This window comes from Actinoallomurus acanthiterrae, assembly GCF_054775715.1.
In genome coordinates this window covers 2406902-2427711 of sequence record NZ_BAAHCO010000001.1, presented here as the reverse complement: position 1 = coordinate 2427711, position 20810 = coordinate 2406902, and the positions used below count along the sequence as shown (strand labels likewise).

The window sequence follows — 20810 nt, the reverse complement described above, 5'->3', positions numbered from 1 at the left end:
GCCGGAGGAATAGCCTTCATGCGCATCGCCGCCATCGAGTCGACCGACCTGTTCGCCGGCTCGACGTCGCATCCCCGACAGATCGTCCGCGTGACGCTCGCCGGGGCCGACTCCCCCCTGACCGAGATCCGGGTGTCGCTCACCGGCCCGGCCGTGACGACCCCCGAGCCCACGATCGTCTCCCGCCTCGACCCGGGCGAGACCCTGGTCGCCGAGGTCGGCGTACGGCTCGCCGAGCCCGTCACCGAGGGTGCCGTCCGCCGCGTCACGGCCGTCGCCGAGACGCTCGGCGCGCCGGAGGCCCGGGTGACGCTCGACGGCGAGATCGTCGCCGCCGTCACCGGCTGGACGATGTGGATGGTCTCGCACTTCCACTACGACCCCGTGTGGTGGAACACCCAGGCCGGCTTCACCGAGACCTGGTACGACCTGCCGGCCGCCGAGGGACGCCGCCCCGAGGAGGTACGGACCGCGTTCGACCTGGTCCGCCTCCACCTGGACGCGGCCCGGCGCGACGAGGACTACAAGTTCGTGCTGGCGGAGATCGACTATCTCAAACCGTACTGGGACGTGTACCCGGAGGACCGCGCGGACCTGCGGCGATTCCTGGACGAGGACCGGATCGAGCTCGTCGGCGGCAACTACAACGAGCCGAACACCAACCTCACCCACCCCGAGTCGACGATCCGCAACGCGGTCTACGGCATCGGCTACCAGCGCGACGTCGTCGGCGGCGACCCGCAGTCGGCGTGGATGCTCGACGTCTTCGGCCACGACCCGGCCTACCCCGGGCTGATGGCCGACGCCGGGCTCACCTCCTCGGCCTGGGCGCGCGGCCCGTTCCACATGTGGGGCCCGAACCGGCACGTCGGCGACAACGAGCGCATGCAGTTCCCCGCCGAGTTCGAGTGGATCTCCCCCAGCGGCCGGGGCGTGCTGACCGCGTACATGGCCAACCACTACGGCGCCGGCTGGGTCATGGAGGAACAGGCCAAGACCCTTGAGGAGGCCGCCGACCTGGCGTACGGCCAGTTCCGCGAGCTGCGCCCGGTCGCGGCCACCCGCAACGTCCTGCTCCCGGTGGGCGCCGACCACGTCGTGCCGTCCCGGTGGAGCACCCAGGTGCAACGCGACTGGAACAAGCGGTACGTCTGGCCGCGCTTCGTCGTGGGCCTGCCCAAGGAGTTCTTCGCCGCCGTACGCGAGGAACTGGGCGAGCGCCGCGCGGTGCCGGTGCCGCAGACCCGCGACATGAACCCGGTGTACACCGGCAAGGACGTCTCCTACATCGACACCAAGCAGGCGCAGCGGGCCGCCGAGGTGGCGGTGCTCGACGCCGAGCGGCTCGCCACGCTCGCGACGCTGACCGGCGGCGCGTACCCGGCCGAGGCCGTCGACAAGGCGTGGCGGCTCCTCGCGTACGGGGCGCACCACGACGCCATCACCGGCAGCGAGTCCGACCAGGTGTACGTCGACCTGCTCGCCGGCTGGCGCGAGGCGTACGAGCTGGGCGAGACCGTCCGCACCGCCTCCCTCGACCATCTGGCGGCACGAGCCGACACGACGGGCCCCGGCCGCCCCGTGATCGTGGCGAACACCCTGTCCTGGGCGCGCGACGGCATCACCACCATCCGGCTCACCTTCGACGAGCCGCGTCCCGGGCTGCGCCTCGTGGACGACGCCGGCGAGACCGTGCCGTGCCTCGCCGAGGGCGTGCGCACGACGGAGACCGGCGGCGTGGAAGAGGTCACGCTCACCTTCCTCGCCCGCGCGGTGCCCTCGCTCGGCTACCGGATCTTCCACGTCGTCGACGCCGACGACCTGCCCGCGGGCTGGACCCCGGGCACCGGCACGGAGGCGGGCAACGCGGCGTTCGCGGTGACCGCCGACCCCGCGCGCGGCGGCGCCCTCACCTCGGTCCGCGACCTGCGGACGGGCCGGGAACTGCTCCGGCAAGGCGGGCTGGGCGGCGAGCTGTACCTGCAGGAGGAGCACCCCACCCACCCCGTCTGGGGCGAGGGCCCCTGGCACCTCCTGCCCGCGGGCCCCGGCCACGGCACCGGCGAACGCCGCGCCATCGTCCGGGTCGAGGAGTCGCCGATCGGACGCCGCCTCGTCACCGAGACGACCCTGGACGGACTGACCATCACCGGTGAGGTCCTGCTGTGGGACGGCGTCGACCGGGTGGACTTCCGCACCCACGTCGGCGGCTCGATCGGCCAGGACCACCTGCTGCGCGTCGGCTTCGACCTGGACGTCCCCGGCGGCCGCCCGGTGTCCGAGGTGGGCTTCGCCGCCATCGGCCGGCCCTTCGGGTTCCCGGACGCCGACAGCGCCGAGGACCTGTGGACGCTCGACAACCCGGCCCACACCTGGACCGCGCTGAGCGCCACCGTACGGATCGCGCTGACCGGCGACGACGGCTCCCGGCAGGAGCACGCCGTCGGGGTCGCCGAGGTGATCGGCACGGACGAGGGCGAGCCCGCCCGCACCGTGCTGGCCGCCCTGGCCGCCCAGGGCGTGACCGCGACGTTCAGCCGCCCCGACGGCCCGCGCTACGGCGCGCTCGACGTCGACTCGAACCTGCCCGACGCGCGGATCGTCCTCGGCGGCCCGGCGGACAACCCGTTCGCCGCCGAGGTCCTCGCGGCGGCCGGCCTGGCGTACGAGGCGGCGCTGGCCGAGCACGGCCGGGTCTTCGTGCCCGCCGCCCGCCCGCTGGCCGAGATCTGGGTGCCGGGCGCGGACCTGCGCGGCGTACGGGACCTGCCGGTGCTCATCGTCGCCGACGAGGCAGCGCTGTGCGCCGACCTCGACGACGCGACGATCGAGGTCCGGCGGCCCGCCGGACTGGACGGGTCGGACGCTCCGTACGACGGTCGTTCGATCGCGCTGCTGAACGCGGGCATGCCAGGCACGGTCGCCACGCCGGACGGCCGGGTGTACCTCAACCTGATGCGGTCCTGCAGCACCTGGCCGAGCGGGGTGTGGATCGACGGCCCGCTGCGCACCGCCCCCGACGGGTCGAGCCTGTCGTGGCAGCACTGGAACCACACCTTCGGCTACTCCCTCGTGGCCGGGGAAGGTGACTGGCGGGCGGCCGGGTTCGTCCGCGCCGGGCAGGAGTACAACCACACCGTGCTCGCCCGGCCCGCGGAGGCGCATCCCGGCGAGGCCGCACCCGCGGACGGCCTGCTGACGGTGCAGCCGGACAACGTGCTGCTGTCCGCCCTCAAGCCGGCCGGCAACCCCCTCGCGGCCGCCCGCCCCGGCCGGGTCGACCCCGCCGAGGGCGTGACGGTCCGCGTGTACGAGTCCGCCGGCCGCCCCACGACGGCCCGGATCGGCCTGTTCACGGGCGTGACCGAGGCCGGCCGCACCGACCTGCTGGAGTCCGGCGGCGAAGCGGTGACGGTCGAAGAGCTCCCGCTGGGTGCCGCCGACATCGTCACCGTCCGCCTGCACCCGGCCGGTGGCGCGACGCCGAGCAACGCGGCGGCGGGCAGCAAGGCGGGCGACGCGGCGGCGGGCGGCTCCGCTCTCGCGCCGGGCACCGAACCGGTCCAGCCGGTGTTCGGACGCTACTGGCTGCACCAAAAGGGACCCGCTCCCCTCGGGAACCTCCCGACGGCGGTGCACCTGTCCCCGCAACGGCTCTCCCTGACGGGGTCCGGGCCGCTCCGGCTCACCGTCGCCGCCTCAGGTCCGGAGGCGGCCGGACGGGTCGAACTGGACGTCCCGGACGGGCTCAGCGTCACCGGCCCGGCGCTCGACTACCGGCTCGCGCCCGGCGAGTTCGCCGAGTACGAGCTGACCGTCGACGCGTCGGGAGCGGCTCCGGGCCTTTACTTTGTAGGCGCCCGGATCCGCGACGATCTCGGCCAGGTCATCGAGGACGTCGTCACCGTGCAGGTCGGCGCGGAACCATCGGGGGAACCACTGGAGGTCGCCCTGGCGTCCCCCGCGCCCCGGCTCCGGCCAGGAGACGACGCCGAGCTCGCCGTACGGCTCCGCAACTCCGCCGCCGCGCCGATCCGCGGTGAGGCGCAGCTCATCAGCCCGTACGGCACCTGGGGCCCGGCGCACGACGTCCTGATCACCCCGTGGACGCAGGGCTTCGAGGTGGCCCCGGGCACCGAGGTGACCGTGCCCTTCGAGCTCCGCGCGCCCCGGACGGCCAGGCCGGGAAGCTGGTGGGCGCTGGTACGCGTGACGTACTTCGGCCACCTGCACTACACGGAGACGATCGCCGTGGAGGTCGTCTCCTGAGGTCGCACGGCTGCGCTCCGGCTCTGTCCCGGAGCGCAGCCTTCGCGGGTCGTCGGATGGCTCATCTCCGCCGTACGAGTGCCGGATCAACAGCCAAAGATCATACGATTTGACGAAACCGTTGCGTTTGATCGGAATTGTCGTTGTTGCAGAGGGAAAGGGCGGATAGAGCGACCGATTCGCATGAGAGAAAGGTGGTGGGTCACATGTCCGCGCGTCCCATGGCCGGCATGGAGCAGCATCCCGACATAGCGGAGCTCCGCGCCCGGTACGACCGCGTCGCCGAGACGACATCCGCCCACATGCTCGACGGTCTCACCTTCCTGAGCGGCCTGTACCTGGCCATCTCACCGTGGGTCATCGCGTTCCACAGCCGCACCACGACGCTCACCGTGAACAACCTGCTCACCGGGATCGCGGTCACGCTGCTGGCGATGGGGTTCGCGTCGGCGTACGGACGTACGCACGGCGTCGCCTGGGTCGTCCCCCTCATCGGCGTGTGGACGATCATCGCACCGTGGGTGGTCAGGGGGTCCTCGGCCACGGCATCGACGATCGTCAACAACGTCATCACCGGTGCCCTGATCTTCCTGTTCGGGATGGGCGCGGTCGGCCTGGGGATGATGTCGAACAAGACCGCTCGACGCCGGATGTAGGCCTGCCCCGCCAAGTGGCCTGTGCCGGAGCGGCACATACTGGCCCTTTTCGGGCAGTGCCCACAACTCCTAATGTGCCGCTCATGAACAGCGTATGGTTCGAGCGGCCGGTCCTGGCCGGACGTCACGTCCGCCTGGAACCGCTCGGTCCCGAGCACGCCGAGGGGCTCCTCGACGCGGGCAAGGACCCGGAGGTCTGGCGGTGGCTGAACACCCGGCAGCCGGCCGACCTCGACGAGGCACGCCGCATGGTCGAGAACGACCTGGCCCAGATGGCCCGCGGAACACGCCTGCCCTGGGTCCAGGTAGACGCGACCACCGGGGAGGTCGCCGGCACGACGTCGTACTACGAGATCGAGCCGGCGCATCGCGGCGTGTGCGTCGGGCACACCTGGATCGGCGCCCGCTGGCAGCGGACGGCCCTCAACACCGAGGCCAAGCTCCTCCTGCTGGAGCGGGCGTTCGACGTACTGGGCGCCAACCGGGTGGGCTGGCACACCCACCACCGCAACGAACGCTCCCAGCGGGCCATCGAACGCCTCGGCGCGCAGCGGGAAGGGGTGCTGCGCAGGCATCGCGTCCTGCCCGACGGCTCCGTCCGGGACACCGTCTGCTACTCGTTGATCGCCTCGGAGTGGCCTGCCGCCCGCGACCGGTTGCGCGCACGTCTCGGGCGGGGCTGAGCGCGTCGTCCAGGATGGACGCGGGACGGCCGCCGTGCGGGATACCTCACGGCGGCCGTCTCTCACGTGGCGGGGCGGGATCGGACTCCCGTCACCGCACGCTCATCGCCGGCGGGCGGCGGCGGTGCCTCCGAGCGTGGCCTCGTAGTTGTCGATGGCCTGACCCAGCTGGGCGTACTTCTCGCTGTAGGCGACCGGGTGGGCGCCGGGCGCCGTCGGCGGGCGGTTCGGGTCGATGTACTGGTTCCCGAGGTTAGAGAAGACCGCGATGATGTAGTTGCGGCCGTTCTTGCCGGGCAGGTTCCGGACGATTCCCGCGTCGCTGCCGGAGTTGGAGACCAGGCCTGTCTTGTGGGCGAAGGTCACCTCGGCCTTGGCGTTGCAGGGCCGCACGTCGTGCTGGTAGGCGTCACCGTCGACGGTCACGCTGCCGTCGGCGCCGATCCACCGCTGCGGGACGACCTGCGGGATGCCGGGGGCCGGGTAGTCCGCGCCGCACCAGTTCGAGGTGGACAGCACGTCGTTCATGCCCTGGTCGCCGAGCTCCTTCTTGAAGAACTCCCGCGACGAGGGGCTGAGCACGTCACTGGTCACGGCCTTGCCGTTCGGGGCCGTCCAGACCGTTCCAGGCGCGCCGTTGATGAGCGTGAGCAGCTTGGCGGTGTCGAGGGAGCTCATCGTGACCGGGTTGCTCCAGTGCCCGCCGTTGGCCGGGTTGGTCTCCTTGACCTGCATCGTCTCCAGACCCAGGTCCTGGAACGTCTGGTTCAGGTCGTCCACGGCGTTGTGGTCCCACAGCATCTTCAGCAGCGCACACGAGGCCGGGTTGGAGGACCACGTCAGCGACGCGTCGATGTAGTTGCGGATCGTGTCGCTGCTGGCCCCGCCGCACAGCGAGCTGACCGTGGTGGGGTTGTAGGCGTAAGTGTCGTCGAGCTTGATGACGCCCTTGTCGACCAGGCGCAGCACGCCGAAGTTGATCATCAGCTTCAGGACCGAGGCCGGGTAGGGCAGCATGAAGTCGGTCGAGGCGTTCTCCCGGCCCGGCACCACGTCGATCGTGCCCTGGCCGTGGTTGGTGTACCAGCCGGAGTCGTCCCACTGCCGCCAGCGCACGTCGCTGGTGTGGAAGTCCTTGTCGACCATGACGATCTTGCCGTGCGGGTACTGCGGGCTCATCAGCACCGTGCCCGAGGCCACCGGCCGGTTGTCCTGGTCCAGCTCGATGACCGTGGCGTCGACCTGCGGCTGCTGGACGATCGGCTGGTAGTCGGTGGTCGCGTTCGCCTTGAGCTGCTTCGGCTTCTTCGCGTCCTTGTCGACCGAGTTCGCCTTGAGCGTCCGCGCCTGGGCGGCCGTGGTGACCGGATCGGTGTCGAGGACCTCCTGGAACTTCAGGGAGTCCATCTCTTCCTGGAGGTATGTCGCGATCGGACTGATCGAGACGTCGGGTCTCTTGGGCTTGGCCTGGGCGTGAGCCGGCGCGACGGCCGATCCCAGCAGCGCGCCGGCGGCCGCGAGGCCGATCACGCCACGATTGCATAGGCGAGAGATCTTCATGATCGACACGCTAGCTACAAGATCAACTCAATAGTAACCCTTTTGAGATCTTGCTGATGTGATCAATCTCTACCGCAGCAACCGTAAGAAATCGGCATAGAAACCCCCGCCTGAACGCGTCCGGAGTCCCTCCCAGCAGACGAATCCACCGTCGACCTCGGATCAGTCGCGCTGGTCCCGTTCAGTCACCCAGACGGCGATCCGGGTGCGGGAGTCGAGCCCCAGCCGGACGAGGATGCGCTGGACGTGCGCTTCGGCCGTCCGCGGGGCGATCACCAGGGAGGCGGCGATCTCCTTGTCGCTCAGCCCTCGGGCGATCAATCGGGCCACCTGGCTCTCCCGGGGCGTCAACGGCGGGAGCCGGTCGCCGGGCGAGGCGGCGGGGGGCTGTCGTTCACCCATCAGGTATTCCAGTGCTTCGTCGTAGTCCAGTGCGGCGCCCCGCCGGTACTCGGCCTGAAAGTCGGACTCGCCCAGGGCACGGCGTACCCGGAGTTCGGATTCCTCACCGTGGGCGACCGGGTGCATGTAGCCCGACAGCGGACGCCCGCCCACCATGTCCCAGATCGAGTGCAGGATGCCGTACGACCGGGCCGCCCGGCCGAAGCCGCCCTGCGCGGCGGCGATCAAGGTGAGGACCTCCAGGCTCAGGCCGACGCCCCGTGGATCGTCCAGGGAACGGTTGAGCCGCACGGCCTCCGACACCAGTGCGCTCGCGCGCCGCAGGTCACCCTGCCGGAAGACCGCGGCGCCGAGCACGGTCAGCGTGTACGCCCGGTGCCAGCGTTCGCCGTGCCGCCGGCACATCGCGAGCGCCTCCTCCCCGACGGCGATCGCGAGCGCTTCGTCGCCCGCGATCGAATGGGCCGCGCACAGCCGGATGAGACCCTCCACGGCACCGGTGTGGTCGCCGATCGCCCGCTGGCGGCTCACCACCTCTTCAAGAAGCGGAATCGCCGACTCCGCGTCCCCGCGGGCGAGGGCCAGCATTCCCGCGCAGAGGGCGGCGTAGGCGAGGGCGGCCGGATCGCCGAGGAGTTCGCCGAGGCTCCGGCATTCCCGGAGGATCGTCTCGGCGCCACGAGCGTCTCCCTGAATGACGGCCAGCACGCCGGTCGTCCACAGGGCGTGCAGCCGCGCGCCCGAAGGCCGGGTCTCCATCGCCAGCCCGCGCTCCAGCCAGCCGCGCCCTTCGGCGAGGTAGACGCCGTGGATCCAGTGGTACATCAGGTCGGCGGCCATGGCCAGCCCGGCCTGCGCCTCGCCGGGCTCGGTGTACCCGTATTCGAGGGCGACGCGGAGGTTGGCGTGCTCGGCTTCGAGCCGCGCGAGCCAGCTCCGCTGATCGGGGCCGGACATGCGGGCGCGGGTCTCGCCCGCCAGCCGCCGGTAATGGTCGTGGTGACGCCGGCGGAACACCTGTGCCCGGCCGGATCGGTCCAGCCGCTCCCGGCCGTACTCGCGGACCGTCTCCAGCAGTCCGTACCGTACGACCGGCCCGTTCCGCCGCGGGATCAGGATGGATTTGTCGACCAGTCCGATCACGAGATCGACGACCTCGTGGCGCTCGATGCCCTCGCCGGTGCACACCGCCTCGACGGCCTCCAGATCGACGCTCCCGGCGAAGATCGACAGGCGGGACCACAGCAGTCGCTCCTTGACCGTGCACAGGTCGTGGCTCCAATCGATCAAGGCGCGCAACGTCCGATGCCGGGGCACCGCTTCGCCGTGGCCGACGAGCAGCCGGAACCGGTCCTCCAGCTGGATGAGCAGCTGGTCGATCGGCAGCGTCCGCAGGCGCGCGGCCGCCAGTTCGATGCTGAGGGGTATCCCGTCGAGCCGGCGGCAGATCTCGGTCACCACACCCATGCTCGCGGAGGTGACCGCGAATCCGGGGTCCGCGGCCGCGCCGCGCTCGGCGAACAGCCGCACCGCGTCGGAGCGCTGGAGCAGCCGCGAGGGAGTACGCGCCGCCGCGTCGTCCGGCAGTGCCAACGGCGGTACCTCCAGCAGCCGCTCGCCCGGGATCCCGAGTGAGTGCCGGCTGGTGGCGAGGATCCGCAGTCGCGGCGCCGACCGCAGGATCGCGCCAGCGACGGCCGCGCACTCGTCCACCAGGTGTTCGCAGTTGTCGAGGACGACCAGCGCCCGCCTGCCGGACAGGTGGCCCGTCAGCAGGTCCAGGGCCGGCCGGGCGAAGTGATCGCGCAGCCCCAGCGCCTCGGCGATCGAACGCGCCACGAGGTCCCGGTTCCGCACCGAGGAGAGATCTACCAGCCACACGCCGTCGGGAAAGGCCCTGTGCAGCACGGCGGCGACGCGCAGGGCCAGTCTGGTCTTGCCCACCCCGCCCGGACCGGTCAGCGTCACGATGGGGGCGTCGGACAGCATTCGCCGGACCTCGGCCAGCTCGCGCCGACGTCCAACGAAACTCGTGCTCTCGGCAGGGAGGCCGTGCGCCTGCGCCCGCCTGCCGGTCTCCCCCGTAGCCATAGGTCGATGTCCGGGCCGTGCGGCCGACAGCACCCATGGTAAGAGGCAGGGACCGGCTCAGCTCACGTCGACGTCCGAGGACCGCCACGCTCGGCGCATTCTCGCCCGCATGCGTGAGCGTGTGCACGCCGCCCAGTGACGATCATGGGTCCTTGCGCCAGACCAGGGCGGCGGAGATCGGGTGGCTGCGGTAGCGCTCCCACTTCGGCTTCACGGCCAGCCAGCGGTCGTCGATGACGCCCTCCCGCATCTCGGCGAGCCTCCAGCCCGCCGCGAGGCCGGCCGTGACGTGGTCGCTCAGCAGGTGGACATGGGTCGTGATCGCGATGGGCTCGCCGGACTCTCCGGTGAAGTGGGTGGGCATGCCGGACGCCATGATGAAGTGCGGGTGGAACGCCACGATCACGCACCGCGCGCCCGGCTCCGCCAGCCGCCAGGCCTCGGCGTAGAACGGCTTCAGGTCGGCCAGGTGCTCGTCGATGAGCGAGGAGATGACCAGGTCGTACGCGCCCGACTCGAGCCCCGTCGCCGTCACGTCGGCCTCGAACAGCCGGTCGTGTCCGCCCTTCGACCGGGCCACCGCGAGCATCTCGGGCGTCAGGTCCACGCCGTCGATGGCGGCCACCCCGTGCCGTCGCAGCCAGGCGGCCGTACGTCCGGTGCCGCATCCCAGGTCGGCGGCGCGCCGGACCGTCGTCCACGACGGCTCGGTGAGCTCGTCGAGCAGCGCGAGGTCCATGACGTCCTCGACCGTCTCCTCGTACGTGCCCACCCATTGCCCATAGCCGGTCCGTACGTCCACCGTCCGGTAGCCGCGTGTGTCGAAGTCAGCGAATTGCACCATGGGTGCGAGTATCCCGCAGTTGATCACGGCCGGCGGCTGAGGTAGGTGAGGACCGCGAGTACGCGGCGGTGGCCGCTGTCGTCCGGCGAGAGGCCCAGCTTGGCGAAGATGTTACCGATGTGCTTGTGGACGGCGTTCTCGGTGATGACGAGCCGGGCCGCGATCGTGGCGTTGTCCTCCCCCGCGGACATCAGGGCGAGCACTTCGCGTTCGCGCGGCGTGAGGTCGTCGATCGGGTCGTGGGCGCGACGGGTGAGGAGTTGCGCGATCACCTCGGGGTCCATGACGGTGCCGCCGGCGGCGACTCGCCGCAGCGCGTCGACGAACTCGCTCACCCGGCTCACCCGGTCCTTGAGGAGGTAGCCGACGCCGCCGCGCGCATCGGAGATCAGCTCGCTCGCGTACTGCTGCTCGACGTACTGGGAGAGCACGAGTACCGGCAGGCCGGGATACCGGCGGCGGACGCGGAGGGCGACGCGGAGACCTTCGTCGCGGAAGGACGGCGGCAGCCGTACGTCGACGATGGTGACGTCCGGCCGGTGTTCGGCGACGGCGGCGGCGAAGCCGGGCGCGTCCTGGGTGATCGCGGCGACGTCGAAGCCCTTGGCGGTCAGCAGGAGTTCCAGCCCGCTGGACAGCAGAACGTTGTCCTCGGCGATCACGACCCGCACGGCAGGCTCACCTCGACCGTGGTCGGGCCGCCGGCGGGGCTGTGAATGTGGACGGTGCCGTCCAGCGCGAGGACGCGGCGGCGGATTCCGGCGATCCCGCTTCCCAGCGTCTCGTCGGCGCCGCCGACCCCGTCGTCGGTGACCTCGATCGACAGCCGGTCACCGGCGCGTGCGACGCAGACGGTGGTCCGGGTGGCGCGGCCGTGCTTGGCGGCGTTGGTGAGCGCCTCGGCGACCGCGAAGTAGGCCACCGTCTCGGCCGCGGCGGGGACCGCTCCGAGGTCGCCGACGTCGAGCCTCGTGTCGATCGCGGACCGGGCTCCGAGCGCCGCCAGCGCCCCGGCGAGGCCGCGGTCGGCGAGGATCGGCGGGTAGATCGTCCGGATCACCTCGCGGAGCTCCACCATGGCCTCCTCGGTACCCTCGTGCGCCTCCTTCAGGAGCCTGCCCACCATCTCCGGGTCCTCGCCCAGCGACTCCCGGGCCGCGCCCAGCCGCATCGCGATGGCCACCAGCCGGGCCTGGGTGCCGTCGTGCAGATCACGCTCGATCCGGCGGAGTTCAGCGCCGTGCGCGTTCATGGCGCCGGCTCGCGTCTCCGTCAGTGTCTCCACGCGCTGTGCCAACCGCTCGGCGGCCGAGGGGGACAGCAACGCCACACAGATCCGGGCGTGCAGACGCGCCAGCGGTGGAACCAGCCAGTAGGTCAGGGCCGCGAAGATGACGATCTGTCCGGTCCCCAGGGTCAACGCCGTGCCCCACCCGGTCAGTGGAACACCGAAGGCGAAGCCGCCCGCGCGGGTGCCGGGCGGCAACGCCCACCACAAGGGCACCGTGACGGCCGTGGCAACCGCGTTGCCGGCGCACAGCACCGCGACGAGCCCGAACGCCAGACCGGTCACGACGCATGTGCACAGCCACCCGAGAACACGCCACGCACCGACACGAACGGGACCGGAACGCGGGGAAAGCAGCAACCGGGCGGCGCGGCGACGATGCCAGGACGCCCAGGCGCGGGCCATCGTCGGGACGACGAGTACGGGCAGCGCGAACAGGGCGACCGCGGCGGTGAACAGGCTCGCCAGCAGATAACCCAGGCCGCGCCACACCGCCGAAGGCCGACGGGCCGCGTGGTGGTTCATCCGCCCAAGTCTGGGCCATGGGACCGAGCCAGGAACTACAGCCTGCTACCCCTTTTTTCCACTGGTGAGCGGCATCGTCCGCCCGCCCCTGACAGACCTAGCGTCGACGCCCATGCGATCCATCCGACGAAACCTGGCCCTGGCCGCCATCGTGGCCGGAACCCTCTCCACCGGCACGCCCAGCGTGAGCGCCGCCCCGCAGCACGACGACCGAACCCGGCTCCAGCGCGACGCCGACGCGATCACCGCACTCGGCGTCACGGGCGTCCAGGCCCGGTCGATCACCCCTGACGGCCGGAACCTGACCGCCACCAGCGGCGTCGCCGACCTGACGAGCCGGCGGCCGGTCCCCCGGAACGGCTACTTCCGAATCGCCAGCGTCACCAAGGCGTTCGTGGCCACCGTGATCATGCAACTGGCCGGTGACGACAGGCTCTCGCTGGATGACACGGTCGAGCGATGGCTGCCCGGCGTGGTGTCCGGAAACGGCAACGACGGCCGCGCGATCACCATCCGCCAGCTGCTCCAGCACACCAGCGGCCTCCACGACGACTACCCGGACTACACCTCGGCGGAGGACTTCTACCAGCACCGATACGACTTCTACACCCCCGAGCAGATCGTCGCCCGGGCGATGCGCCACCGGCCGGACTTCCGGCCCGGCCGGCAGTGGAACTACTCCAACACCGGCTACGTCCTGCTCGGCATGATCATCCAGCGGGTCACCGGGCAGACCTGGCATCAGGAGGTACGGGATCGGATCGTCCGGCCGCTCGGCCTCGATCACACCTTCTGGCCGGGTGCGTCGCCCACGCTGCCTCGGCCACACGCCGACAGCTACCAGAGGTTCAAGCCCGGCGAGCCGCTCGTGGACGTCACCGAACAGGTCGGCCCGTTCGCCGGTGGAGAGGCCGGACTCGTCTCCACCACCGCCGATGTCGACCGGTTCTTCCGCGCCCTGCTCGGCGGCCGGCTCCTGCCCCCGGCACAGCTGGCGCAGATGAGACGGACCATCCCGGTCAGCAAGGAGTTCGAGCAGTTCATGCCGGGCGCCCGCGACGGGCTGGGGCTCTTCTCACGCCCGCTGTCGTGCGGCGGCATGTACTGGGGCCACGAGGGCGGCGATTCCGGCTGGATCAGCGCCGCCGGCGTCACCGCCGACGGCCGCCGCAGCGTCACGGTCTCGTTGTCGGGCGTGCTCGTCGATTCCACTTCCACGAACGACGTCCTGCGCGTGGAACAGGCCGAGAGCAAACTGGTCGACGACGCGCTGTGCTCGCCCTCGGAACCCCGCCGTACCGCTTAGAACCGACCCGCATTCGTCGTGGCCGGTCGCGGGCTCACTCTCGGGCGGCGCGGGTGATGGCGGTCTCGACGGCGGCGACGCGGTCGGCGAGCAGGCCGAGCGCGCCGACCGCCCGCGTCATCGGGTCGTCCTCCGCGCCGCCGAGGGCCTGGGAGCGCTGGTAGGCCGCCTTCACCGCCGCCCACCGCTCGGCCTGGTCGGCGGTGAGGGTGCCGCGCAGCTCACCCAGCTTCAGCAGGTTCGCCTCGGCGCCGGAGGCCAGGGTCTGGGCCTCGCCGACGTAGTGGTCGTCGAGGACGGCCTCCAGTTCGGCCTCGTTCATCACCGGCACGATCCGCTCGGCGAGCTTGTTCATGTTCCGGTACGAGCCCTGGAGCTGGAACGGCGGCTCCGTACGGGAGGCGTCGGCCTGGGCGGCCGAGGCGATGTACGCGCGGTTCGCGGACAGCACGACCTCCCGGACGCGCAGCAGCCTGCGCAGCACGGCGGTGATCTGCTCGACCTCCGGACCGGAGTACGGATGCGCGAGCCGGTCCGGCGAGACGGTCGTGTCGCCCTGCGCGAGCCGGACGAACAGCTCCACGTCGCCGCGCTCCCGGGTCGACAGCGGCGCGAGCACGGGGTTGGAGGTGAGGGAGTTCTCCAGGTAGCTGAGCGCGAAGAGGTCCTCGCGGCCGGACAGCACGTCGCCGAGGTTCCACACGTCGGCGCGGTTGGCCAGCATGTCGGGGATGCGGAAGCGCTGGCCGGACTCGGTGTACGGGTTGCCGGCCATGCAGACCGCGAAGCGCTTGCCGCGCAGGTCGTACGTGCGGGTGCGGCCGTCCCAGACGCCCTCGATGCGGCGCTGGGCGTCGCACAGGGAGATGAACTTCTGCAGCAGCTCCGGCGAGGTGTGCTGGATGTCGTCGAGGTACAGCAGGACGTTGTTGCCCATCTCGAGGGCGAAGTTGATCTTCTCGACCTCCTGGCGGGCGGTCGCGTCGGGCGCGTCCGCCGGGTCGAGGGAGGTGACCGACGGGCCGAGCGCCGGGCCGTTGACCTTGACGAACATCAGCCCGAGCCGCCCGGCGACGTACTCCATCAGGGTCGTCTTGCCGTAGCCGGGCGGGGAGATGAGCAGGAGCAGGCCCATCTGGTCGGTGCGCTTGGCGTCGCCGGCGGCCCCGAGTTGCTTGGCGAGGTTGTCGCCGATGAGCGGCAGGTACACCTCGTCCAGCAGCCGGTTGCGCACGAACGAGCTGAGCACGTGCGGCCGGTACTCCTCCAGGCGCAGCCGCTCCCGCTCGGCGCCGACCAACTCGCCGCGGAGCCGCTGGTACGCGCGGTAGGCGGGCACCCGCTCGGCGCGGAACCGGCCGGTCCGGGCGACGCTCTCGTCCAGGCGCAGCTCCATCCGGCGGCCGGTGATCCGCGGGTGCGCGCCGAGCAGGCCCTCGACGGTCGCCGTCAGGGGCGACGACACGTCGTACCGGTCGAGCGGGCCGCACAGCTCGATCGCCACGGCCTCGGCGAGGTCGTCGGCCGGCAGGCCGGTCGTGGCGAGGTACGAGCCGAGCCACGCCTCGATGAGCTGATGCCGGGCGGCCATGCCGCCGTGGTCGAGGGCGCGCAGGTCGTCGCGGTAGCCCGGGGAGCCGCCGAGCGCCGTACGGAAGCCGTCGAGCAGCGAGCGTGCCCCCGCGCTGGTGACGAATCCGGCGGGCTCGCCGGCGAGCTCCTCGAACAGGTACTCCCCGATCAGGTCGCCGGTGTCGTCCGGCGGCAGGATCCGGGTGGCCGCGTCCGGGCCGTGCAGCGCGCTCGCGGTGAGGAAGGCGAGGGCGGCGCCGGTCAGCTCCCGGCGCAGCACCCCGGCCGCCGGGGGCTCCCCGAACGCCGCGCGGGCGCGGGCCAGCGATCCGGCGCGGGTCGCCCAGGTGCCACGCGACGCCTCGTCGGCGCCGTACGCCCAGAACAGCTGGGCGGCGGCGCGGGCGGCGGGCGGGTAGCGCAGCAGGCCCGCGCCGTCCCGCAGCCGCAGCAGGGCATCGAGGATCAGCGCGGCGTCGTGGTCGTGCACGCCGCGCTCGTACCCCTCGTCGTAGCGGGCGTCGGCGGCCGTACGGACGACGCCGAGCAGTTCGCCCTCTTCGGCGGCTCGGCGGAGGACGTCCGCCGGGGTTGCCGCCAGGATCTCCGCCGCGAGGTACTCCCCGCGGTACACCTCGGCGGTCTCCGAGACCAGCGTCTGGTCCCAGTACGGGCGGGTCGCCGCGAAGGCCGGGTCACGGACCGGGGACCGGTAGTCGGTGGCGGTCACGGCGTACGCCATGCCGCCGTCGTGCGGGACGAGGGTCAGGTCGACGGGCTGGGTGTTGACCGCGAACCGGTGCGCGCCGAGCCGGATGCTCTCGCCGCCGTCCTCGTACAGGTCGGTGCGGTCGCGCAGGGCCCGGCCCGCCTCCTGCCGGGCGGTCTTGAGCAGGCCGTCGAGCTCCTCGGCGCGTACGGCGTCCCCGGCGGCGCGCAGCTGCTCGACGACGGAGCGGACCTTCTCCACCATCGGGTCGGCGGCGAAGTAGGCGTTGATCTCGTCGAGGGACTCGAGTACGGCGGCGCGGCGGCGTACGCCGACGAGGATCCGCGTCGCGGACTCGGCGAGCCGGTCGGCGCGGCGGGCGCGCTCGTCCAGCAGCGTCTGCTTGCGCGCGGAGAACGCCTCGTAGACCTCTTCGCGCTTGGCGGTGAGCTCGGCGACGAAGTCGTCGAACTCGGCGAACCGGGACTCGAGGTTCTCCAACTGGAGCATGACGCGGCCGAGCTGGTCGTCGCAGGCGTCGGGCGTGTCGGCCATGGCCAGCGCGCCGGTCACGGCCTGGCCGAGCAGGGCGAACTCGGCCGCGAACGCGGCGCGGCCCTCGGCGTCCAGGAGCTCCCGGCGGCGCGCGTCGAGCGTGGCCTGCGCCCGGTTGATCCCGGCGAGCACCTCGCCGACCCGCTCCAGGATCGAGGTGCGCACGGTCGCGTCGGTGATGTCGAGGGTGCCGACGACGTCGGTGACGACCTCCAGGCCCTCGTACTGCTCGGCCAGCCGCTCGCGGATCGGGACGGCCTCGGCCGTGGCGGCCATCGCCTCGATCGCGGTGAGCAGCCGGTCGATCTCCTCGTGGTAGGCGGTGAACGCCTCGTGCTCGCGCAGGAACTCGACCGCGCGGCGTCCCGTCGAGCCCAGCTCGTCGGTCAGCCGGCCGGCCAGCCCGTCGATCCGGGCCAGGTCGGCGTACCGCATGTCGCGGAGGGTGACGAGGCGGCCCTGCGCGCGGCGCAGCTCGGTCAGCCGGGTCACCCAGCCGTCGGCGGTGTCCGGCGAGGCGCCGCGGGTGACCCGGATCAGCGCCGTGATCTTCTCGTCGGCCTCGGTGAGCGCGGCGGCGGCCTGGGCGGTGAGCCGCTGGACCGTCTCGAACTCCTCGAGAACCTGCCCGGCCGTCGTCCGTACGTCGGCGAGCGGGGCGCGCAGCTCGCCGAGTTCGGGGTCGGCGAGCCAGTGGTAGTGGTCGAAGGCCCGTTCGCACCCGGCGATCAGCGCCTCGAACACGCCCGCCGTCGGAGTGGTCTCCTCGACCATGCGGGCCACCGACAGGCTGTCGGAGATGCCCCGGACCAGGTCGGCGTTGCCCACCCGCTCCAGCGGCCCGGTGCCGGCGCTGCGCCGCCGCGTACGTGTCCGAGAGGTACGGCGTCTGCCACACCTGCATCGCGTGCACGCGGGTCGGCTCGCCTTCGTCGGCGCGGAACACGACGAGCGTGCCGTCGTCGAACAGCGAGTAGCCATGGCAGGTGATCGGGGTGGCGACCTCCTTGCGGATCACGTTGTACGGCAGCAGGAGGTAGCGGCCGGCCTCGCGGGCGTGGAAGACGTACAGCACGTCCTCGCCGTTGGTGGAGCGGATGACCCGTTCGTACTCCAACCGGTCGACGTCCGTGTCGAACGTCTTCGCCGCGCCGGTCACCAGGTAGTAGCCGCCCGGGAAGATGATGCCGTGGTCCTCCGGCAGCCGCCGGCACGCCTGCCCGATGCCGTCCAGGCGCACGACCGTCTTCGTATGGGTGTTGAAGACGAGGTACCGCCAGTCGTTCTCCTTGTACGGGCGGACGCGCAGCAGGATGAGCGCGCCGACGCGGGCGTACTGGATCTCGGCGTCGGCGAGGCTCTGCAGCGGCTCCTCGACCGGCTCGCGGTAGATGCCCTCGCCGGTCTCGGTGTTGTTCTCGATCTTGACGGTGAGGTCGCCGCCGACCGTCTCGACGAACACGTCGTCCTCGATGGAGACGTGCGGGTGACGGCCGAGGACGTGGTCGTCGCGGGTGGTCTCCACCCACTCGAAGTCGTACCGGGGCGGGAAGACGTGGTCCGGCTCGCCCAGGTTGTCCAGGTACGTCGCGGTGCCGTCGACGTCGACCGTCCAGCGCAGTACGCGGGTGTCGTGCTCGGCTTCCAGGCCGGTCTGGAAGACCGCCAGCAGCTTCCCCTCGACGTGCCGCAGCTGCAGCAGCCGGGCGTCGCGGTAGTAGCGGTACAGCTCACCGAAGTCGCGCTCGAAGCCCGGATCGCGCAGCACCTCCGGCGCGTCGTCGGTGGCCTCGAACCGGAACTCGTCGCCGTCCCGGACGAACCGGTACAAGGCGAACACGTCGCCGACGGTCGTCTGCGGCCGCAACCCGATGAACACGTTGAAGCCGAACAGCATGAGCCCGCCGACCGCGGCGATGTCGCGCGGCACGCAGTTGTGCTCGGTGCGGATCCGCTCGGTGCCGACCAGCCGCAGCTCCGTGCCGCCGAACACCTCCAGCCGCCGCGCGTTCAGCGCCTCGGCCCGCCGGACCAGCTCCTTGGCCTGCTCGCCGAGCCGGGCGCGGAGCACCTCGTAGGTGCCCGCGTCCAGACTCGGCGTGACAGGCGTCTCCCCGCCCTCGGTCACGCGATTCCTCTGGTCCTCGTGGTGATCCGGCTCAGCTCTCCGTGCCCATGGTCGCTCTCGGCGTCGTGTCGGAGACACGCCCGATCAACTCGCCGCTCGCTCCGCGGCCGGCTTCGCCGCCCACTCCGCTCGCTCGGCGGCTCACTCGACCACTGCCATGTTGGAGATCGCGGCATCGGCCACGCCCAGGCGCTCGGCCTGGTCGAGCAGCTCACGGGCCTTCTCGCCGTCGCTGCCCCCGGCCTTGATCCGCTGCATGAGCAGCGCGGACAGGGTCAGGTTCTTCACGTCGTCGGTCTTGATCGAGCCGATGAGGCGGGCGATGTCCTCCGGCATGCTGCGCGATCCGTTCAGCCAGGGACCCGCGAACCGCTGCGCCACCTCGGAGTGCTCGACGAACCCGTCGACGCCCTTGCCGATGCTGATCGCGCCGACGACCCGGTCGAAGAAGGCGCTGTCGCCGCCGACGATGTCGATGTCGGCCTTCTCCAGGCCGGCGGCGAGCACCGACGCCTGGGCCTCGACGACCTCGCGCTGCACGGTGAGCCCGGCGAGCCGGACCTCCTTCTCGGCCTCCAGCCGCAGACGGTACTCCTCGTGACCACGGGTGGCGTCGTCCATCGCGGCCATGCCGGCGGCCTTGTCGGTGAGACCCTCGGCCTCGGCCTTGAGCTTCTCGCGGATGCCGTCCGCGTCGGCGAGCGCCTGCTCGCGGTTCGCGACGGCCGCGGCACGGCCGGCCTTCTCGATGCCCTCGGCCTCGGCCAGGGCCTTCTCCCGGTTGACGCTGGCCTCCGCGCGGCCGACCTTCTCGATCGCCTCGGCGTCGCGCTCGCGCACCTGGACGGCGGCCAGACCCTCGGCGGCGGCCTCCGCCTGGATGCCCTCGGCGAGCCGGATCTTGGACACGGCGTCGAGCTCGGAGGTCTTCTGCCGCGCCTCGGCGAGCAGCACCTCCTCGCGGGCCTTGAACTTGGCGGCCTCCTCGGCGGCCTCGGCCGCCTTGATGCCCTTGACCAGGTTCTCCTGGGCCTCCGCCTCGGCCTGGATGACCATGGCCTGGCGGGTGCGCTCGGCCTCCTCGACCATACGGAGCTTCTTGATGCCCTCTTCCTGCTCGGCGACGGTCTTCTCCACCGCGATCCGCTCGCGGACGACGTCGGCGATCTCCCGCTTCTCCGCCTCGACCTCCTTGTCCTTGGCGATGCGGGAAAGCTCGGTCTCCCGTTCACGCGCGATGACCTCGAGCATGCGGTCCTTCTCGATCCGCTCGTTCTCGACGGCGATGACGCGTTCCTTGTTCTTCTCCGCGACGGCGATCTCGCGGTTGCGGTTCTCCTGCTGGACGCCCAGTTGCTCGTCGGTGCGGATGTGCGCCGTCTGCGACGTCAGCCGCTCCTCGGCCTGGACCTTGGCGATCTCGGCCTCTTCGCGCGCCCGTACGGTCTCGATCTCCCGCTTCTTCTTGACCTCCGCCTCGGCCTGGCGGCGTTCGAGCTCGAGGATGGCCTCCCGCGCGTCGACGTTCTGGCGGGTGATCTCCTTCTCCTCGTTGCGCTGGAACTCGTTGGTGCGCACGTGCTCGAGGGCGGTCAGCTCGGTGATCTTCCGGATGCCCTGGGCGTCGAGGATGTTCGTCGGGTTGAGGCTCGCCAGCGGCGTCTGCTCGAGGTGGTCGATGGCCGCGTCTTCGAGGTGGTAGCCGTTCAGGTCGGTGCCGATGAGCTGCACGATCTGGTCGCGGAACTCATGCCGGTGCGTGTAGAGGTCGACGAAGTCCAGCTGCTTGCCGACCGTCTTCAGCGCCTCGGAGAACTTCGCGTTGAACAGCGTCTGCAGCGTCTCCTCGTGGCTGGCCCGCTGGGTGCCGATCGCCTGCGCCACCTGGATGACGTCCTCGACGGTCTTGTTGACCCGGACGAAGAACGTGATCTTGATGTCCGCGCGGATGTTGTCCCGGCAGATGAGGCCCTCGTGCCCGCTCCGCTCGATCTCGATCGTCTTCACCGAGATGTCCATCACCTCGGCCTTGTGCAGCACAGGCAGCACGATGGCCCCGGTGAAGGTGACGTCGACCTTCTTGATCTTGGAGATGATGAGAACCCGGCCCTGCTCGACCTTGCGAAAGAGTCTGCTGAACAGGTACGCCGTGCCCAGTGCGACGATCAGGATCGCGCCGACGAGGACGGCGATCGCGATGCCGATGGAGTCCATCGATGGTC

10 protein-coding genes and 1 pseudogene are annotated in these 20810 nt (G+C 71.4%); 4 read left to right on the top strand and 7 right to left on the bottom strand.

Annotated elements, in window-relative coordinates; all coding sequences use genetic code 11:
* Nucleotides 1-18: 18 nt before the first annotated feature.
* The 3 genes from ACYVF7_RS11935 to ACYVF7_RS11925 all read left to right on the top strand — a co-directional run bounded on the left by ACYVF7_RS11935 (nt 19) and on the right by ACYVF7_RS11925 (nt 5608).
* Nucleotides 19-4269, top strand: a complete 4251-nt coding sequence (locus tag ACYVF7_RS11935; RefSeq protein ID WP_460338845.1) for a glycoside hydrolase family 38 N-terminal domain-containing protein — start codon at nt 19-21, stop codon at nt 4267-4269.
* 206 nt (nt 4270-4475) lie between these two features.
* The gene (locus tag ACYVF7_RS11930; protein WP_460338843.1) at nt 4476-4925 is read left to right on the top strand and encodes an SPW repeat protein; all 450 of its coding nucleotides are present in this window, start codon (nt 4476-4478) and stop codon (nt 4923-4925) included.
* 83 nt (nt 4926-5008) lie between these two features.
* Nucleotides 5009-5608, top strand: coding sequence for a GNAT family N-acetyltransferase (locus ACYVF7_RS11925; RefSeq protein ID WP_460338841.1), 600 nt, complete (start codon nt 5009-5011; stop codon nt 5606-5608).
* A gap of 102 nt (nt 5609-5710) precedes the next feature.
* Here ACYVF7_RS11925 and ACYVF7_RS11920 read toward each other — a convergent pair whose 3' ends face one another.
* The 5 genes from ACYVF7_RS11920 to ACYVF7_RS11900 form a co-directional block, all read right to left on the bottom strand.
* A complete protein-coding gene (locus ACYVF7_RS11920; protein ID WP_460338839.1) occupies nt 5711-7168 on the bottom strand; it encodes a serine hydrolase in 1458 nt (485 codons plus the stop codon).
* Nucleotides 7169-7330: 162 nt separating this feature from the next.
* Complete coding sequence (locus ACYVF7_RS11915; RefSeq protein WP_460338837.1) at nt 7331-9661, bottom strand: ATP-binding protein; 2331 nt, start codon at nt 9659-9661, stop codon at nt 7331-7333.
* 142 nt (nt 9662-9803) lie between these two features.
* Nucleotides 9804-10505, bottom strand: a complete 702-nt coding sequence (locus ACYVF7_RS11910; protein WP_460338836.1) for a class I SAM-dependent DNA methyltransferase — start codon at nt 10503-10505, stop codon at nt 9804-9806.
* Between the two features lie 23 nt (nt 10506-10528).
* The gene (locus ACYVF7_RS11905; RefSeq protein WP_460338834.1) at nt 10529-11176 is read right to left on the bottom strand and encodes a response regulator; all 648 of its coding nucleotides are present in this window, start codon (nt 11174-11176) and stop codon (nt 10529-10531) included.
* On the bottom strand, nt 11164-12318 hold the full coding sequence (locus ACYVF7_RS11900) for a sensor histidine kinase (RefSeq protein ID WP_460338832.1): 1155 nt from the start codon (nt 12316-12318) through the stop codon (nt 11164-11166). Before ACYVF7_RS11900 ends, ACYVF7_RS11905 begins: the two co-directional genes overlap by 13 nt.
* 112 nt (nt 12319-12430) lie before the next feature.
* Here ACYVF7_RS11900 and ACYVF7_RS11895 point away from each other — a divergent pair, with 112 nt between their 5' ends.
* Nucleotides 12431-13624 carry a serine hydrolase domain-containing protein gene (locus ACYVF7_RS11895; protein ID WP_460338831.1) on the top strand — a complete coding sequence of 398 codons (1194 nt, stop codon included), beginning with the start codon at nt 12431-12433 and terminating at the stop codon, nt 13622-13624.
* A gap of 34 nt (nt 13625-13658) precedes the next feature.
* Here ACYVF7_RS11895 and ACYVF7_RS11890 read toward each other — a convergent pair.
* Nucleotides 13659-18588: pseudogene (locus tag ACYVF7_RS11890) on the bottom strand (DNA repair ATPase).
* A 141-nt stretch (nt 18589-18729) separates the two neighbouring features.
* A complete protein-coding gene (locus ACYVF7_RS11885; protein WP_460338829.1) occupies nt 18730-20802 on the bottom strand; it encodes a flotillin family protein in 2073 nt (690 codons plus the stop codon).
* Between the last annotated feature and the right edge of the window lie 8 nt (nt 20803-20810).

Bases quoted from the DNA above. Each gene is read 5' to 3' on its own strand.
- ACYVF7_RS11900 (WP_460338832.1), bottom strand. From the start codon at position 12,318: ATGAACCACCACGCGGCCCGTCGGCCTTCGGCGGTGTGGCGCGGCCTG.
- ACYVF7_RS11885 (WP_460338829.1), bottom strand. From the start codon at position 20,802: ATGGACTCCATCGGCATCGCGATCGCCGTCCTCGTCGGCGCGATCCTG.
- ACYVF7_RS11895 (WP_460338831.1), top strand. From the start codon at position 12,431: ATGCGATCCATCCGACGAAACCTGGCCCTGGCCGCCATCGTGGCCGGA.
- ACYVF7_RS11930 (WP_460338843.1), top strand. From the start codon at position 4,476: ATGTCCGCGCGTCCCATGGCCGGCATGGAGCAGCATCCCGACATAGCG.
- ACYVF7_RS11920 (WP_460338839.1), bottom strand. From the start codon at position 7,168: ATGAAGATCTCTCGCCTATGCAATCGTGGCGTGATCGGCCTCGCGGCC.
- ACYVF7_RS11925 (WP_460338841.1), top strand. From the start codon at position 5,009: ATGAACAGCGTATGGTTCGAGCGGCCGGTCCTGGCCGGACGTCACGTC.
- ACYVF7_RS11915 (WP_460338837.1), bottom strand. From the start codon at position 9,661: ATGGCTACGGGGGAGACCGGCAGGCGGGCGCAGGCGCACGGCCTCCCT.
- ACYVF7_RS11910 (WP_460338836.1), bottom strand. From the start codon at position 10,505: ATGGTGCAATTCGCTGACTTCGACACACGCGGCTACCGGACGGTGGAC.
- ACYVF7_RS11935 (WP_460338845.1), top strand. From the start codon at position 19: ATGCGCATCGCCGCCATCGAGTCGACCGACCTGTTCGCCGGCTCGACG.